Origin of the sequence: Streptomyces sp. VRA16 Mangrove soil, from assembly GCF_017377775.1 — a bacterium.
Lineage (GTDB): Bacteria > Actinomycetota > Actinomycetes > Streptomycetales > Streptomycetaceae > Streptomyces.
This window is the reverse complement of sequence record NZ_JAFVLN010000021.1, coordinates 103,592-120,431: the sequence shown is the minus strand read 5'-3', so window position 1 is coordinate 120,431 and position 16,840 is coordinate 103,592. Positions and strand designations below refer to the sequence as shown.

The 16,840-nt window shown below is 72.0% G+C and carries 9 protein-coding genes; 4 read left to right on the top strand and 5 right to left on the bottom strand.

Annotated features, from left to right (window positions below):
- Nucleotides 1-39 precede the first annotated feature (39 nt).
- The gene (locus tag J3486_RS38345; RefSeq protein ID WP_207828518.1) at nucleotides 40-282 is read left to right on the top strand and encodes a mycoredoxin; all 243 of its coding nucleotides are present in this window, start codon (nucleotides 40-42) and stop codon (nucleotides 280-282) included.
- Nucleotides 283-304: 22 nt separating this feature from the next.
- On the opposite strand, the gene nudC is transcribed toward J3486_RS38345, so the two are convergent.
- From nudC to J3486_RS38320, 5 genes are all read right to left on the bottom strand, one after another.
- On the bottom strand, nucleotides 305-1,252 hold the full coding sequence (gene nudC, locus J3486_RS38340; RefSeq protein ID WP_207828517.1) for an NAD(+) diphosphatase: 948 nt from the start codon (nucleotides 1,250-1,252) through the stop codon (nucleotides 305-307).
- 87 nt (nucleotides 1,253-1,339) lie between these two features.
- Nucleotides 1,340-2,752, bottom strand: coding sequence for a dipeptidase (locus J3486_RS38335; protein WP_207828516.1), 1,413 nt, complete (start codon nucleotides 2,750-2,752; stop codon nucleotides 1,340-1,342).
- Nucleotides 2,753-2,762: 10 nt separating this feature from the next.
- Nucleotides 2,763-6,269, bottom strand: a complete 3,507-nt coding sequence (locus tag J3486_RS38330; protein WP_207828515.1) for an ATP-dependent DNA helicase — start codon at nucleotides 6,267-6,269, stop codon at nucleotides 2,763-2,765.
- Between the two features lie 63 nt (nucleotides 6,270-6,332).
- The gene (locus J3486_RS38325; protein WP_207828514.1) at nucleotides 6,333-9,791 is read right to left on the bottom strand and encodes an ATP-dependent DNA helicase; all 3,459 of its coding nucleotides are present in this window, start codon (nucleotides 9,789-9,791) and stop codon (nucleotides 6,333-6,335) included.
- A 278-nt stretch (nucleotides 9,792-10,069) separates the two neighbouring features.
- Nucleotides 10,070-10,435 (bottom strand): MGMT family protein, encoded by a 366-nt coding sequence (locus J3486_RS38320; RefSeq protein WP_207828513.1) that lies wholly within the window; start codon nucleotides 10,433-10,435, stop codon nucleotides 10,070-10,072.
- 164 nt (nucleotides 10,436-10,599) lie between these two features.
- Here J3486_RS38320 and J3486_RS38315 point away from each other — a divergent pair, with 164 nt between their 5' ends.
- The 3 genes from J3486_RS38315 (at nucleotide 10,600) to J3486_RS38305 (ending at nucleotide 16,804) form a co-directional block, all read left to right on the top strand.
- Nucleotides 10,600-13,371 carry a lysylphosphatidylglycerol synthase transmembrane domain-containing protein gene (locus J3486_RS38315; RefSeq protein WP_207828512.1) on the top strand — a complete coding sequence of 924 codons (2,772 nt, stop codon included), beginning with the start codon at nucleotides 10,600-10,602 and terminating at the stop codon, nucleotides 13,369-13,371.
- 99 nt (nucleotides 13,372-13,470) lie between these two features.
- A complete protein-coding gene (locus J3486_RS38310) occupies nucleotides 13,471-15,018 on the top strand; it encodes an alpha/beta hydrolase (protein ID WP_207828511.1) in 1,548 nt (515 codons plus the stop codon).
- A 205-nt stretch (nucleotides 15,019-15,223) separates the two neighbouring features.
- Nucleotides 15,224-16,804 carry an alpha/beta hydrolase gene (locus J3486_RS38305; RefSeq protein WP_207828509.1) on the top strand — a complete coding sequence of 527 codons (1,581 nt, stop codon included), beginning with the start codon at nucleotides 15,224-15,226 and terminating at the stop codon, nucleotides 16,802-16,804.
- Nucleotides 16,805-16,840: the final 36 nt, after the last annotated feature.

The following is a 16,840-nucleotide window of genomic DNA, read 5'->3' as shown; positions in this document are numbered from 1 at the left end:
GCGAACACGCATCCCCAGCCACAAAGGAGCGCGAGGAACATGCCGGGCACTGTGACGATGTACAGCACCACGTGGTGCGGCTACTGCCAGCGGCTGAAGAAGCAGATGGACCGTGAGGGCATCACGTACACCGAGATCAACATCGAGCAGGACCCGGAGTCGGCGGCGTTCGTCGAGAAGGCGAACGGCGGGAACCAGACGGTCCCCACCGTCCTCTTCGACGACGGCTCGACGCTCACCAACCCCTCGCTGGCGCAGGTCAAGCAGAAGATCGGCGCCTGAGTCCCTCACCGGGATCCGGCGCTCACAGCGCGTCGCTGGGCTTCGGCAGGGGCTTGCCGTACCAGAGCTCGATCAGGCGGGCCGCAATCGAGATGCCGTAGGGAGGCATGACCTCCTCGGCCTCGAAGGCGGCCCGCAGTTCGTCGCGGGAGAACCAGCGGGCCTCGTGGATCTCGTCCCCGTCCACGTTGATCTCCGTGGACGTGGCGTGCGCCATGAAGCCCAGCATCAGGCTGGAGGGGAACGGCCAGGGCTGGCTGGCGACGTACTCGACCTCGCCGACGACGACGCCCGCCTCCTCCCACACCTCGCGGCGCACCGACTGCTCGATGGACTCGCCGGGCTCGACGAACCCCGCGAGCGTCGAGAAGCGCCCCTCGGGCCAGTGCACCTGGCGGCCGAGCAGGATGCGGTCCTGGTCGTCCGTGACGGCCATGATGACGGCGGGGTCGGTGCGCGGGTAGTGCTCGGCCCCGCAGGCCTGGCAGCGGCGGATGTGGCCCGCGGCGGCGATGACGGTGCGTTCGCCGCAGCGGGAGCAGAAGCGGTGCAGTCGCTGCCAGTTCTCCAGGGCCACGGCGTGCACCATGAGCCCGGCGTCACGGTCGGACAGCAGCATCCCCGCCTCGCGCAGGCCCGCCGGGCGCGCGGACTGGTCCATGCGTCCGGGGAGCGTGTCCTTCTGGAGCGCGAAGTAGCTCACACCGTCGTCGTCGGTGCCCAGGAAGTAGCGGTGCGCCTCCGTGAGCGGTGCCTCGAAGGCCGGCGTCATGACCAGTTCCGTCGCGCCGTCCGGTGTCTCGTCGATGAGCACCTGGCCGCCGGAGACCACGAAGACCCGGGTCGTGGGGTGGCTCCACGCGGCGGCGAGCCACGCCTCGTCGAGGCGGTGGTGCGCGGCGCGGTCGATGCCGCTGGGTACGGCGAGCGAGAGCGGTCGGTCGGTGGTGCGGTCGGTCCAGGTGGTCACGGGTGCTTCCAACTCCCCCGGTGGAATGGGTGGTTCGGCAGGGCGATTCAGCAGGACGTACGGCAGGGCGGGTGCGGGGTGCCTCGTTCAGTGTGCATCTGCCCAGCTCTCGGCGAGATCGCCCCACAGGTAGGCAGTTGTTTCCACACCCTTCATGAGGAGGTCGAGCTCGACCTTCTCGTTCGGGGCGTGCCAGCCGTCGGAGGGGACGGAGATGCCCAGGAACAGCACGGGTGCGTCGAGCACGTCCTGGAGGTCGGCAGCGGGGCCCGAGCCGCCTTCGCGCGTGAAGCGGATCTTCCGCTCGAAGGCCCGGCCCATGGCACGCACGACCGACTGGAGGGCGGGGTGGTCGAGCGGCGTGAGGCAGGGCCGGGTGGCGGCGCCGAAGGTGATCTCGTGGCGGATCCCGGCGGGCAGCTGCTCGGCGACCCAGGCGGTGACGGCCTTCTCGACGTGGTCCGGATCCTGGCCCGCGACCAGCCGGAAGGAGAGCTTGAGCATGGCCGACGACGGCACGATCGTCTTGCCGCCGGGGCCCTGATAGCCACCACCGATGCCGTTGACCTCGGCGGTGGGGCGGGCCCAGATGCGCTCCAGGGTGGTGTGCCCGGCCTCGCCGTGGGTGGCGTGGGACTTCGCCGTGCGCAGCCACTGCGCCTCGTCGAAGGGCAGCTCGGAGAAGAGTTCGCGCTCCCGGTCGGTGAGCTCGACGATGCCGTCGTAGAAGCCGGGGACGGCCACGCGCGCGTGCTCGTCGTGCAGGGCGGCGACGAGGCGGGCCGCCGCGGTCGCCGGGTTCGGCACGGCGCCGCCGAAGGAGCCGGAGTGGATGTCCTGGTCGGGCCCGTACAGCTCGATCTCGCAGTCGGCGAGGCCGCGCATGCCGGTGCACACCGTGGGGGTGTCCTCGGACCACATGCCGGTGTCGGAGACGATCACGGCGTCGGCGGCGAGGCGTTCCTTGCGCTCCTCGATCAGGGCGCGGAAGTGCGGGGAGCCGGACTCCTCCTCGCCCTCGATCAACAGCTTGAGGTTGACCGCGGGGGCGGTGCGTCCGGTGGCGGCGAGGTGGGCGCGGACGCCGAGTGTGTGGAAGAACACCTGGCCCTTGTCGTCGGCGGCACCGCGCGCGTAGAGCCGGTTTCCGACGACGACGGGCTCGAAGGGGTCGGTGTCCCAGCCGTCCTCGCGGGCGGCGGGCTGCACGTCGTGGTGTCCGTAGACGAGCACCGTGGGGGCCTCGGGGTCGCCGGAGGGCCACTCGGCGAAGACGGCGGGGGCGCCGGGCGTCGGCCACACCTCGGTGGTCGGGAAGCCCGTCTCGGCCAGCTTGGCGGCGAGCCAGTCGGCGCTGCGCCGCACGTCGGGTGCGTGGACGGGCTGGGCGGACACGGAGGGGATCCGCAGCCACGCGGCGAGGTCGTCGAGGAACGCCTCATGGTGGTGGTCGATGTACGCACGGACGGTGCTGACGGCGCTGTCAACGGGCTTGCTCATGGTCACGAGCCTAGTCCCCCGCCGGAGTGTGCTCGTCCGGCGGCTCCTCCTCGACCTGCGGCTCCTGTGTGAGGAGCCGCTCCAGCTCGGCCCGTCCGGGCAGCCGGCGCGGCCGCACGGTCTCGCCTGTGCGTACGTACAGGAAGGCGGCGTCCACCGTCTCCGGCTCCACTCCTTGCCGCTCGGCCCACGCGAGCCGGTAGATGGCGAGCTGGAGCGGGTCGGCGTTCTGCTGGTGGCCGGTCTTCCAGTCGACGATCTCGTAGGTCGTCGCGTCGCCCTCGCCCTCCTTGTAGACGGCGTCGATGCGACCGCGGACGACGCGTCCCGCGATGGCCAGTTGGAAGGGCAGTTCGACCTGGTAGGGGGTGCGGTGGGCGTACGGAGTGCGTTCGAAGGCGTCCTTGAGGGACTCCAGGTCGCGCTCGTCGGCGATCTCCGCGTCGCTGCCGGGCAGCTCCTCCGGGTCGAGCATGGGCAGCCGCAGCTCTTCGAAGCGAGACTCGACCCAGGCGTGGAAGCGGGTGCCCCTGCGGGCCGCCGGCTGCGGCGGGGCGGGCATGGGCCGGGCCAGTTCCTGGGCGAAGCCGTCGGGGTCGGCGGCGATCCGCATCAGCTGGTAGGCGGTGAGCGAGTGCGGCACGGGCACCTCGCGCACGGCTGCGCGGGCGCGCATCAGCTCCCCGGCGAGGGCGTCCAGGTCGCGGTCCCACGAGTCGATGGTGCGGGCTTCTTCCGGGGTGAGCTCGGGCTCGGGGACGAACGCGGGGTGCGGGACCGCCGCGGCCGGTTCCTGCGGCACGCGTGCGTGGGGCAGCGCTTCGGGCTGCCGGGCCGAGGGGCGCTCGACGGGCAGCTCGTCCCAGTCGTCCGGGAACGTCTCGTCCCCGTAGGGGGGTTCGTCGAGCAGTTCGTCGTCGTCCGGCGGGGGCGGCCAGTCGGGGTCCTCGAAGGGCGGCTCTTCGTAGGCGGACGGATGCGTCTGCGTGTGGGCGCGCGCCTGCGCGGGACCCGCGGCGCGCTCCAGGTGGGCGAGGACGGTGTCGGCGGCCGCACGCCGGCGGGCCAGGGACGCCTCGTCCAGGGGCAGCGGCCAGGCCTGCTCGGCCGATGCCTCCTGGAGGGCCGGGTTCTCCTCGTCGTCGTCCGGTTCGTCCGCCCAGACCTCGATCTCGCCGTGCCCGGCGACACAGTGGTCGTACAGCGCCTGCAGGAAGTCGGAAGGGCCGCGCTTCTTCTTCTGGGAGGGGCCCCACCAGTGGCCCGAGCCGAGCAGCAGCGAGCGCGGGCGCGTGAACGTCACGTATCCCAGGCGCAGTTCCTCGGTGTGCTGGTGGTCCTTCATGTCGGCGTGGAAGGCCTTCATGCCCTTGGAGTCCCACGTCTCGATGTCGGGCAGCGTGACGGCGTCACCGCGCAGGGCGTGCGGCAGCACCTTGCCCTGGGCGGTCCACTTCTCGCGGCCCTGGGTGCTCGGGAAGGTGCCGTTGACGAGTCCGGGGACGGCGACGACGTCCCATTCGAGCCCCTTGGACTTGTGGGCGGTGAGCACCTTCACGGTGTTCTCACCGCCCGGCAGCGCGTTGTCGAGGCCCTTCTCGTACTGGGCCGCGGTGCGCAGGAAGCCGAGGAAGGCGAGCAGCGACGCGGAGCTGTCGTGGGCCGCGAAGGAGGCCGCGATGTCCAGGAAGTTGGACAGCGTCTCGCGGCGGCGGGCCGCCAACGCGTGCGGGGACGCCGAGAGTTCGACCTCCAGGCCGGTGACCGCGAGGACGCGGTGCAGCACGTCCATGAGCGGGTCGGACAACGAGCGGCGCAGGTCGCGCAGTTCGGTGGCGAGGCGGGCGAAGCGCACGCGCGCGTCGGGGGAGAACGGCAGCCCGTCGTCGTCCCTCTCGGCCTCCACGGAGGACTCCAGGAACGTGTCGAGCGCGTCCGCCAGCGATATCACCTCGGACGGGTCGACCCCCTCGACGGCCTCGGCCAGGCGCCGGTCGGGATCGTCCTCGTCGCCCCCGCGCGCGTGGGAGACGAGGAAGCGGGCCCGGCGACCCAGGAGGGCGAGGTCGCGCGCGCCGATGCGCCAGCGCGGGCCGGTCAGCAGACGGACCAGTGAGGCGTTGGCCCCGGGGTCCTGGAGCACCTCGCAGACGGCCACCAGGTCGGCGACCTCCGGGAGGTGCAGCAGCCCGGAGAGGCCGACCACCTCGACGGGGATGTCGCGGGCGACGAGGGCGCCCTGGATCTCGGCGAAGTCGGTCGCGGTGCGGCACAGCACGGCGATCTCGCCGGGCGCCTTCCCGGTGGCGACCAGATGGGCGATGGAGTCGGCGAGCCAGCCGATCTCCTCGCTGTGGGTGCGCAGCAGGGCGCAGCGCACGATGCCGTCGCGCTCGGCGCCGGGGGCGGGCCGCAGCGCCTCCACACCCGCGTGCATGGCGCGCAGCGGCTCCGCCAGACCGTTGGCCAGGTCGAGCAGCCGACCACCGCTGCGGCGGTTCTCGCTGAGCGCGAAGCGGGTGGCGGGCCGGCCGTCGGCGTACGCGAAGTGCTCGGGGAAGTCGTCGAGGTTGGCGACGGAGGCGCCGCGCCAGCCGTAGATCGCCTGGCAGGGGTCGCCCACCGCGGTCACGGCGTGGCCGGTGCCGTCGCCGAACAGGCCGGCCAGCAGGATGCGCTGGGCCACGGACGTGTCCTGGTACTCGTCGAGGAGGACCACCCGGAACTCGTCGCGCAGGATCTCGCCGACCTCGGGCCGGGTGCTCGCGAGGGTCGCGGACAGGGCGATCTGGTCGCCGAAGTCGAGGACGTCCCGGGCTCGCTTGGCCGCCCTGTAGTGGCCCACGAGGTCGGCCAGCTCCAGGCGCGCCGCCGCGGCCTCGGGAACCTTGCGCAGATCCGCGTTGCTGAGCTTGGTGTCCGCGAGCGTGCGCAGCAGTTCCTGGTCGTGCGCGCGCAGCCGGCCCGGTTGTACGAGGTGTTCCGCCAGCTCCGAGTCGAGCGCGAGGAGATCGCTGACCAGGTCGGCGAAGGAGCGGGTGAGCGCCGGGTACGGGCCCGGCGCCTCGTGCAGCACGCGCGCGGCGAGCTGGAAGCGGGTGGCGTCGGCGAGCAGCCGCGTCGTCGGTTCGAGCCCGATGCGCAGTCCGTGGTCGGTCAGCAGACGGCCCGCGAAGGCGTGGTACGTGGAGATCACCGGCTCGCCCGGAGGGTTGTCCGGGTCGATGGCGTCGGGGTCGGTGACGCCCGCCTTGATCAGCGCCTTGCGGACGCGCTCGGCGAGCTCGCCCGCCGCCTTGTTGGTGAACGTGAGACCCAGGACCTGCTCCGGCGCGACCTGCCCGGTCCCCACCAGCCAGACCACGCGGGCGGCCATCACCGTCGTCTTGCCCGATCCGGCCCCGGCCACGATCACCTGCGGGGCGGGCGGCGCCGTGATGCAGGCCGTCTGCTCCGGGGTGAAGGGGATGCCCAACAGCTCCTTGAGCTGCTCGGGGTCGGTGAGGCGTGTGGTCACCTCATCGAGGCTAACCGGCACCACTGACAGCGCCCGCCCGTTCCGCCGCAGCGGAGGCGCACGTCACTCCACGACGTGCTTGCCCTCGGGGCGCGCGCTGCACGAGGCCCGGAAGGCGCAGTGGGTGCAGTGCTGGCCCGCGGTCGGCGCGAAACGCTCGTCGAGGACCTTGCCGGCCGCGGTGGCGAGGAGGTCACCGACCCACTCTCCGTCGAGGGGCTCTTGTGCCTGCACCTTGGGGAGCGTCTCGCCGCCGTCCTTCTTGGCGGCGCCCTGGCGCAGCTGCACCAGCTCGGCGCCGCCGGGGTGCGGGCGCGCGCCGTCGAACGGCTCGTCGACGGCGCCCTCGGTGACGGCCAGCTGGTATACGGCGAGCTGGGGGTGGCGCGCGACGTCGGCGGCGCTGGGCGCCTGCTTGCCGGTCTTGAAGTCGACCACGTAGGCGCGGCCTTCGGCGTCCCGCTCCACCCGGTCCATGGAGCCGCGGATGCGCACCTCGTAGGAGCCCGCTTCCAGCGTCACGTCGAAGTCGTGCTCGCTGGCGACCGGGGTGCGTCCGCCACGGTCCATGACGTGCCACTGGAGGAAGCGTTCGAGCGCCACGCGCGCGTTGCCCTTCTCCTGCTCCGACTTCCAGGGCGCGTCGAAGGCGAGCGCGTCCCACACGGAGTCGAGCCGCTCCATGAGGACGTCCAGGTCGGCGGGGGTGCGCCCGGAGGCGACCTCGTCGGCGAGGACATGGACGACGTTGCCGAACCCCTGGGCCGCGGTCGCGGGGGCGTCGGCCTTGACCTCGCGGCCCAGGAACCACTGCAGCGCGCACGTGTTGGCGAGCTGGTCGAGGGCGCTTCCGGAGAGGACGACGGGCTTGTCGCGGTCGCGCAGCGGGACCTTGCTCTCCGTGGGCTCGTACATGCCCCACCAGCGGTACGGGTGGGCGGACGGCACCAGAGGTCTGCCGTCGTCGTCGCTGAGCGCCGCGAGCCGGGCCAGTCGCCGGGCGGCGGCCTCGCGCAGCGCCTCGGAGACGCGCGGGTCGACGGTCGTGGCGCGCAGCTCGGCGACCAGGGCGGCGACGGACAGGGGGCGGCGCGGGCGGCCCGCGACGTCCTTGGGCTCGATGCCGAGCTCGGTCAGGAACCGGGACGGCTGGTCCCCGTCGTCGGCGGCAGCCTTCACGGCGGTGACGACCAGACGCTCCCGCGCGCGCGTGGCGGCCACGTAGAACAGGCGGCGCTCCTCGGCGAGCAGCGCGCCCGGCGTGAGCGGTTCGGCGAGCCCGTCGCGCCCGATGCGGTCGGCCTCCAGGAGGGAGCCGCGGCGCCGCAGGTCGGGCCAGAGCCCTTCCTGGACGCCTGCCACGACGACGAGCCGCCACTCCAGGCCCTTGGAGCGGTGCGCGGTCATCAGGCGGACGGCGTCGGGGCGCACGGTCCGCCCGGCGAGCGTGTCGGCGGCGATGTCCTGGGCCTCGATCTCCTCCAGGAAGTTGCGCGCGCCGCTGCCGCCGGTCCGCTCCTCCGCGCGCGAGGCGACGGCGAACAGAGCGCACACGGCGTCCAGGTCACGGTCGGCGTTGCGTCCCGCCGCGCCGCCGCGGCGGGCGGCCCGCTCCAGGCGCTGCGGCCAGGGCGTGCCGTTCCACAGCTCCCACAGGGCCTCTTCGGCGGTGCCACCGTCGGCGAGCTTCTCGCGCGCGCGGGCGAGCAGCGCGCCGAGGCGCTGCGCCCCGCGCGCGTAGGACGGGTCATGGGCGGCGAGCCGTTCGGGCTCGGCTAGGGCGCGGGCGAGCAGGTCGTCGGAGGGCGGCGGCACATGGTTGCCCGCGGCGCGCTCCTCCTCGCGCAGGGCGCGCCCGAGGCGGCGCAGATCGGCGGCGTCCATCCCGGCGAGCGGCGAGCCGAGCAGCGTCAGGGCGGTCTCGGTGTCCAGCCAGCAAGGGACCTCCGTGTCCCCGGCGTCCCTGACGTCCCTGACGTCCCTGGAGTCCCCGGCGTCCCCGACGTCCCCGACGTCCCCGGCATTCTCGACGTCCCCGACGTCCTCCGAGCCCGTTGTGTTCTCTGGGTTCTCGGCGTTCTCGGCGTTCTCGGCGTTCTCGGCGTTCTCGGCGTTCTCGGCATCGCCGGACGGCGCCTGCGCGACGGCCTTCAATGCCGTCAGCAGCGGCATCACCGCCGGCTCGTGGCGCAGCGGCAGGTCGTCACCGTCGATGTCGACCGGGACACCGGCCGCCGTGAGCGCGCGCCGCAGCGACGGGATGCCTCGCGTGCCCGCGCGCACCAGGACGGCCATGTCGTTCCACGGAACGCCGTCCTCCAGGTGGGCGCGGCGCAGGATGTCCGCGATGTTGTCGAGCTCCGCACCGGACGTCGGGTACGTGTAGACCTCGGTCCGGCCGCCGTCGCGTACCGGCGTGAGCGCCCGGTGGGCGCGCACCTTGTCGGCGGGCAGCCGGGTCAGCGGCATGCGCTGAGTGATGCGGCGGGTGGCCTCCAGGAGGCGGGCGCCGGAGCGCCGGGACGTCGTGAGCACCTCGACCGGCGCGGAGGTGCCGTCGGCCCGCGGGAAGTCTCCGGGGAACTCCAGGATGCCGTTGACGTCCGCGCCGCGGAACGCGTAGATCGACTGGTCCGGGTCGCCGAACGCGACCAGGGTGCGGCCGCCTCCGGCGAGCGCGTGCAGCAGCCGCACCTGGGCCGGATCGGTGTCCTGGTACTCGTCGACGAACACGGCGTCGTACTGCGCGGCCAGCTGGTCGGCGATCTCGGTGCGGTGGGCGAGCAGCACCGCGCGGTGCACCAGTTCCGCGTAATCGAGCACGCCCTGCATGTCGAGGACGTCCAGGTACTCGGCCAGGAAGGTGGCGGCGGCGCGCCAGTCGGGGCGGCCGATGCGGCGGGCGAACGAGTCCAGGGCCGCGGGGCCCAGGCCCAGCTCACGGCTGCGGGCGAGCACCGCGCGCACCTCGTCCGCGAAGCCGCGTGTGGTGAGGCAGGCGCGCAGTTCGTCGGGCCAGCGCACGTGTGCGAGCCCGGCCCGCTCCAGGTCGATCTGGCCCGCCAGCAGCTCGCGCACGGTGACGTCCTGCTCGGGACCCGACAGCAGCCGCAGCGGCTCCGCGAAGAGTTCGGCGTCCTGGTGGGCGCGTACGAGGGCGTAGCAGAACGAGTGGAACGTCGTGGCCTGCGGGGCGCGCGCCGCGCCGATGCGCAGCGCCATGCGGTCGCGCAGTTCGACGGCGGCCTTGCGGCTGAACGTGAGCACCAGGATGCGGCCGGGTTCGACGCCCTTGGAGATGCGCGCCGAGACGGCCTCCACGAGAGTCGTGGTCTTACCGGTCCCCGGCCCGGCCAGCACAAGGAGGGGGCCGTAAGCGTGGTCAACCACGGCCTGCTGATGTGCGTCCAGACGAGGGGGGTCCACCGGCGCCGGCGGGGTACGCACCAGTCGGTACGCGCCGGGCATCCCCTGTCGAGCCTGGTGCTGCGACAGGTAGCGGGTGGACGAAGAGGAGCTCACGTGGATCGCTGGTCCTGGTGGGTGTGCTGGTGGTCGACGGGCCGTCCGCTCGACGCGGTGGCCGCGGGGTGAAGGAGGTGTCTGTCATCGACGGTGCCGTCGACGCTACGCCGTCGAGTGTGGCGGAAGCCGGGCTTCCGGTGCCTCCCTCGTGCCCCGTTCGGCGCAGGTGTGCGCTGTCTCACGAACGGACAAGGATGTCGCGAAGTGCCCCACCTGCCCCGTTTCCCCCGTACGGGCCACAGGCACCCCGTCCGCGCGCAGGATGGCCGAAGCTGTCAATTGTGAGCTTCCGTACGTGTTCGGCCGTCCCACCGCGCGCGCTTCATGTCGAGCCGCGGCAGGTGGCCCTCGGCGGCCCGGGAGGCCTCACGCAGCGGCGTGCTCTCCTCCCGGTAGTGGCCGAGCGCCCGCAGCTCGCTGCCCGGAAGCAGCTGGCCGTCGGCACGCACCACGCGCCACCACGGCACCGCGCCTCCGTAGAGCGCCATCACGCGCCCGACCTGACGCGGTCCGCCCTCCTCGAGCCATTCGGCGACGTCCCCGTAGGTCATGACGCGCCCGGGCGGAATCAACTCGGCCACTTCGAGGACCCGCTCCGCGTACTCGGGAAGTTCTCCTGCCGACTCGCTCTCCTCGCTCATCCGTCCCATCCTGCCGCACGGCACCGACAACCTGGAGGTACCTACAGCAGGCGCCATGGAGAGACGCACAAGAAGGCGCTTGCCGACGACTTCACGCTCCTCGATTGCACCCTGATGCCCCCCTATGGCGATGGGACATGCCACCATCGTGCGGGCGGTGACTGGTGATACGAGATCAAGAAGAGACGACGGAGCAGCAGAACGTGCACCCCGACAAGGCCGAGGGCGCTTCTGTGGCATCGGCACGCCCTGAGGACACGGCCGAAGAGGCCGCCCCGACCAAGCAGGAGCAGCCGCTGCACGACCCGGACTGCGTGGACGCGGACGCGCACGCGGAGCGGGTCGACGGCGACGAACCGCTGCTCCCCGCGCGCGTGCACCGCCCTTCCGATCTCATGCGTCTGCTGGCCGGTGTGCTCGCGATCGTCGTCCTCCTCGCCATCGCCGCGTTCGCGCACGCCACGACGACGGGTTTCGCCCAGGACATCAACAAGGGCACCGAGCAGGCCCCCGACCTGCTGACCAAGTTCGCCGGGTTCGCGTCGAGCATCGCCATCCTGTTGGTGCCGGTGGCGTTCGCCATCGAACGGCTCATCAAGCGGGACGGGCTGCGGATCGCCGACGGTGTGCTCGCCGCCGTCCTCGCCCACGGAGTGACGCTCGCGACCGACCTGTGGGTCGCCAAGGCCGCGCCGCAGTCCATCCAGGACGCACTCACCAAGGTGTCGCCCAGCGACATCCATGCGCTCACCGATCCGGTGCACGGCTACTTGGCGCCGGTCATCGCCTATATGACGGCCGTCGGCATGTCCAGACGACCACGATGGCGTGTGGTGCTGTGGGTCGTCCTGCTGCTCGACGCGTTCACGATGCTGGTCACCGGCTACACGACGCCGTTCTCGATCATCCTGACGATCCTCATCGGCTGGACCGTCGCCTACGGCACGCTGTACGCGGTCGGCTCCCCCAACGTGCGCCCCACGGGACAGACGCTCCTCGCGGGGCTGCGTCACGTCGGCTTCCACCCCGTCAACGCCTCGCGTGAGGAGGCCCACGAGGGCACCACGGAGAACGGCGACCGGGGCCGGCGCTACTTCGTCACCCTGGAGGACGGTGCGCCGCTCGACGTCACCGTGGTGGACCGGGAGCAGCAGGCGCAGGGCTTCTTCTACCGCGTGTGGCGGCGTCTGACGCTGCGCGGCATCACCCAGCGCCGCAGCCTCCAGTCGCTGCGCCAGGCCCTTGAGCAGGAGGCCCTGCTCGCGTACGCGGCGATCTCGGCGGGGGCGAACGCGCCCAAGCTGATCGCCACCTCCGAGCTGGGACCCGACGCCGTGATGCTCGTCTACGAGCACATCGGCGGCCGCTCCCTCGACGCGATCCCGGACGACGAGATCACCGACGCGCTGCTGCGCGACACCTGGCACCAGGTCCAGGCGCTCCAGTCGCGCCGGATCGCCCACCGGCGGCTCGCCGGGGACGCGATTCTGGTGGATCGTTCCGGCACCGTGATCCTCACGGACCTGCGCGGCGGCGAGATCGCCGCGGGCGACCTGGTGCTGCGCATGGACATCGCCCAGATGCTCACCACGCTCGGCCTGCGGGTGGGGGCCGAGCGCGCGGTCGCCTCGGCGGTCGACGTCCTCGGCCCCGACCCCGTCGCCGACTGTCTGCCGCTGCTCCAGCCGATCGCGCTCACCCGCTCCACCAGAGCGACGCTGCGCAGGCTCGGCCGGGAGCGTGCTCAACGCGAGCGCGAGGCCGTCCTGGAAGCGTCCGGCAAGGCCAAGCAGGCCCGCCTGGAGGAGTCCACCGCCCAGGCCGAGGGCGACGCGAAGAAGACCGTACGGGCCGGCAAGAAGTCCGAGAAGGCAGAGAAGAAGTCCGAGAAGCGGGCCATCGACGAGGCCCTGGACGAGGCCCGCGAGGAGGATCTGCTCACCCAGATCCGCCACCAGGTGCTCCGCATCCGGCCGCAGGCGCCCGTCGAACCGGCCCGCCTGGAGCGCATCAGGGCCCGCACCCTGGTCAGTTTCATCGCCGGCGCGATCGGCGCGTACTTCCTGCTGTCGCAGCTCACCCACATCGACTTCGGGTCGCTCGTCGACGAGGCCGAGTGGGGCTGGGTCGGGCTCGCGGTCGTCTTCTCCGCGCTCAGCTACGTGGCCGCGGCGATGAGCCTGCTCGGCTTCGTACCGGAACGGGTGCCCTTCATGCGGACCGTCGCGGCCCAGGTCGCCGGTTCGTTCGTGAAGATCGTGGCCCCCGCCGCGGTCGGCGGCGTCGCACTCAACACGCGCTTCCTCCAGCGGGCCGGCGTACGTCCGGGCCTGGCGGTCGCCAGTGTCGGCGCCTCCCAGTTGTTCGGCATGTGCAGCCACATCCTGCTGCTGCTGACGTTCGGCTACCTGACGGGGACCGAGAAGACGCCCTCCTTGTCGCCGTCCAGGACGGTCATCGCGGGCCTTCTGACGGTCGCGGTGCTCGTCCTTGTGGTGACGTCGATCCCCTTCTTGCGGAAATTCGTCGTCACGCGCGTGCGGTCGCTCTTCGCCGGTGTCGTGCCGCGCATGCTCGACGTGTTGCAGCGGCCGCGGAAGCTGATCACCGGCATCGGCGGCATGCTGCTCCTCACGGCCTGCTTCGTGATGTGCCTGGACGCCTCCATCCGGGCCTTCGGCAACGAGAGCACGAGCCTGAGCCTGGCCAGCGTGGCGGTCGTCTTCCTCGCGGGCAACGCGCTCGGTTCGGCCGCGCCGACACCCGGCGGGGTGGGCGCCGTCGAGGCGACGCTGACGGTCGGTCTGATCGCGATCGGGCTGCCGAAGGAGGTCGCCGCCCCGGCGGTGCTGCTGTACCGGCTGCTCACCCTGTGGCTGCCCGTGCTGCCGGGATGGCTGTTCTTCAACCACCTGTCGCGCAAGGGCGCTCTGTAGACCCGCGCCCGCGTCCCCGCCGAGGCCCGCACCTGCAGGTCCTCACCCGCACAGCCCGCAGCAAGAGCGCACCGCACCCGGCCGCCGCAGGATGGACGCATGCCCATTCCGTCCCGGCCCCGTGCCGCTGCCCTGGCCGTCACCGCCGCCCTGCTCTCCGCCTCCCTGGCGGCCTGCAGCAGCGACTCGAAGGACGGCGTGGATCTGCCGTCCCAGAAGCTGAGCTGGAAGGACTGCCCGGCCCCGTCGGACTCCGAGGGCGGCGGCGCCTCACCGTCCCCGCTGCCCGACGGCACCGACTGGCAGTGCGCGACGATGAAGGCGCCGCTCGACTGGGACGACCCCAAGGGCGACACCATCAAGCTCGCCCTGATCCGCGCCAGGGCCAGTGGCGACAAGGACCGGCGGATCGGCTCGCTGATCTTCAACTTCGGCGGCCCCGGAGGCTCGGGCGTCACGAGCCTCCCGGCGTTCGGCACGGACTACGCGAAGCTTCGTACCCGCTACGACCTGGTCAGCTTCGACCCGCGCGGGGTGGGCCGCAGCGCGGGCATCGAGTGCGAGAGCGACGACCAGCTCGACGACTACTTCGAGCAGGACTCGACGCCCGACGACACCGCGGAGCAGAAGAAGCTCGTCGACAACGTCACGGCCTTCAACAACGCCTGCGAGAAGAACTCCGGCAAGGTCCTCCCCCACGTCCGCACCACCGACGCGGCCCGCGACATGGACCTGATGCGCCAGGTGCTCGGCGACGACAAGCTGCACTACTTCGGCATTTCGTACGGCACCGAACTCGGCGGCGTGTACGCCCACTTGTTCCCCAAGAACGTGGGCCGCGCCGTGTTCGACGGAGTCGTCGACCCGAGCCAGGACTCGGAGCAGAGCTCGCTCGGCCAGGCCGAGGGTTTCCAGCTCGCGCTCGACAACTACGCGAAGGACTGCACGTCCAAGACCGAGGACTGCCCGGTCGGCGACACCCCGCAAGAGGTCAAGGACAAGATCGCCAAGCTGCTCAGGGAACTCGACGAGAAGCCGATCCCGGGGATCTTCCCGCGTGAGCTGACGCAGACCGCGGCGACCAACGGCATCGCCCAGTCCCTCTACTCACAGGACTTCTGGGAGTACCTCACCGAGGGGCTGCAGCAGGCGTACGACGGCGACGGAAAGATCCTCATGGCGCTGTCCGACTCGATGAACGGACGCAACGAGGACGGGTCGTACAGCAACATCCAGGCCGCCAACGTCTCCATCAACTGCGCCGACGACAAGCCTCGTTACACGACAGCGGACGTCGAGGCGAAGCTGCCCGAGTTCCGCAAGGCCTCCGCCCTGTTCGGCGACTATCTGGCCTGGGGCATGCTCGGCTGCACCGACTGGGCCGTCGACGGCGCGGCGGACCGTCCGGACGTGAGCGCGTCCGGCTCCGCCCCGATCCTCGTCGTCGGCAACACCGGCGACCCGGCCACCCCGTACGAGGGCGCGAAGAAGATGGTCGACGCGCTGGGCGACGGCGTGGGCGTCGAGCTGACGTACAAGGGCCAGGGCCACGGGGCCTACGACAGCGGCAACAAGTGCGTGCACAACGCCGTGAACGGCTATCTCCTCGGCGGAAAGGTCCCGGCCGAGGGCACGGTCTGCTCCTGATCCAGGAGTTGTCCACAGGGTCGGGCCGGTGGTTGTCCACAGGCTCGGACGGGTGTCGGCGGATCCTCCTACGATGGCCTGACTGTCTCTCGAACGGGGGGCGGTCAGGGGGGAGGTGCCCGTGGCGGCACAGAATGCGCGCGCCCGCTCAGGCGCACGTACACGCGCAGGAGCAGGGGTCCGCGCAGTCGGTCTCGCGACCGCCGTGCTGCTGACGGCCGGCCTGGTCACCGGCTGCAGCGGCTCGAGCGGGGACGACGGAGGCAACGGGGACAACGGGGACAAGGCCTCGAAGCCATCGGCGTCCCAGCCGTCCACGTCGACGCCGGACGGCGCCTCACCATCGGGCGACACCACGCAGCGGACCGACGCGCTGCCCTCCCTCCCCGCCTCCCTCACGCGCCAGCGCCTCGACTGGGGCCGGTGCCGGGCGACGGGGAGCTCACCCGCTCCCGGCTCCGACTGGCAGTGCGCGACGCTCCAGGTCCCGCTCGACTACATGCGGCCCACAGGGGCGACGATCGGTATCGCCCTCATTCGGGCCAGGACGCGCGGCGACAGCAAGAAGCGGGTCGGGGCCCTGCTGTTCAACTTCGGAGGTCCGGGCGGCTCCGGCGTCGATCTGCTGCCCGCCTTCGCCCCGCAGTACGCGAAGCTGCGTGAGCGCTACGACCTGGTGAGCTTCGACCCGCGCGGGGTCGGGGCGAGTCACGGTGTGCGCTGCCGCAGCGACCGGGCGATCCAGGCCGCCGAGGCCGTCGACCTCACCCCGGACACCGCGGCGGAGGAGACGGCGTACTTCAAGGACGCCGCCGATTTCGGCCAGGGCTGTGAGCGACAGGCAGGGAAACTGCTCGACCATGTGTCGACGGTCGAGGCGGCTCGCGACATGGACCTGATGCGACGGGCCCTGGGCGACGACGAGCTGCACTACATGGGCGTCTCGTACGGCACCGAACTGGGCGGTGTCTACGCCCACTTGTTCCCCGGCAAGGTCGGCCGGCTCGCCCTGGACGCGGTCGTCGACCCGAGCGTGGGGTCCGTCGGACACTCCGAGAACCAGGCGCGCGGATTCCAGCGGGCCCTGGACGACTACTTCACGTCCCGCGGCAGGAACCCGAAGACGGGCAGCCGCGAGATCGCGGCGCTGCTCCACCGGCTCGACGCGAAACCCCTGGCCACAGCGGGCGGCCGCGAGCTGAACGAGTCGTTGGCGGCCACCGGCATCCTGGTCACCCTGTACAGCAGGAACAGTTGGCCCGCCCTGACCAAGGCGCTGCGGGACGCGGAGCGCGGTGACGGGACGGCGTTGCTCGCGCTCGCCGACTCCTACAACGACCGTGATCCGCAAGGCCATTACGGCACCACGACCCACTCGCAGCGTGCGATCTCCTGCCTCGACGACAAGGCGCGTCCGACGCCCGCGCAGGCGAAGGCGCTGCGGGCGAAGTTCCGTGCGATCTCCCCGGTCTTCGGGGAGGCCATGGCCTGGGACACGGCGGGCTGGTGCCACGACTGGCCGGTGCCGGGCCAGTGGGACACCCCCGATGTGAGCGCGCCCGGCGCGGCCCCCGTGCTCGTGGTCGGCAACACGGGAGATCCGGCGACACCCTACGAGGGCGCCCGCCGTATGGCGGACGAGCTGGGCAAGGGGGTCGGCGTGGAGCTGACGTGGAAGGGCGAGGGGCACGGGGCGTACGGCTCCGGCAGCGCCTGTGTCGACTCCGCGGTCAACGCGTATCTGCTGGAGGGTCGAATACCGCGCGACGGCACGGTGTGTTCCTGACGCGACGGACGCGGCGCGCGCACGGCCCGGACATGC

Bases quoted from the DNA above. Each gene is read 5' to 3' on its own strand.
- J3486_RS38345 (WP_207828518.1), top strand. From the start codon at position 40: ATGCCGGGCACTGTGACGATGTACAGCACCACGTGGTGCGGCTACTGC.
- J3486_RS38310 (WP_207828511.1), top strand. From the start codon at position 13,471: ATGCCCATTCCGTCCCGGCCCCGTGCCGCTGCCCTGGCCGTCACCGCC.
- J3486_RS38335 (WP_207828516.1), bottom strand. From the start codon at position 2,752: ATGAGCAAGCCCGTTGACAGCGCCGTCAGCACCGTCCGTGCGTACATC.
- J3486_RS38320 (WP_207828513.1), bottom strand. From the start codon at position 10,435: ATGAGCGAGGAGAGCGAGTCGGCAGGAGAACTTCCCGAGTACGCGGAG.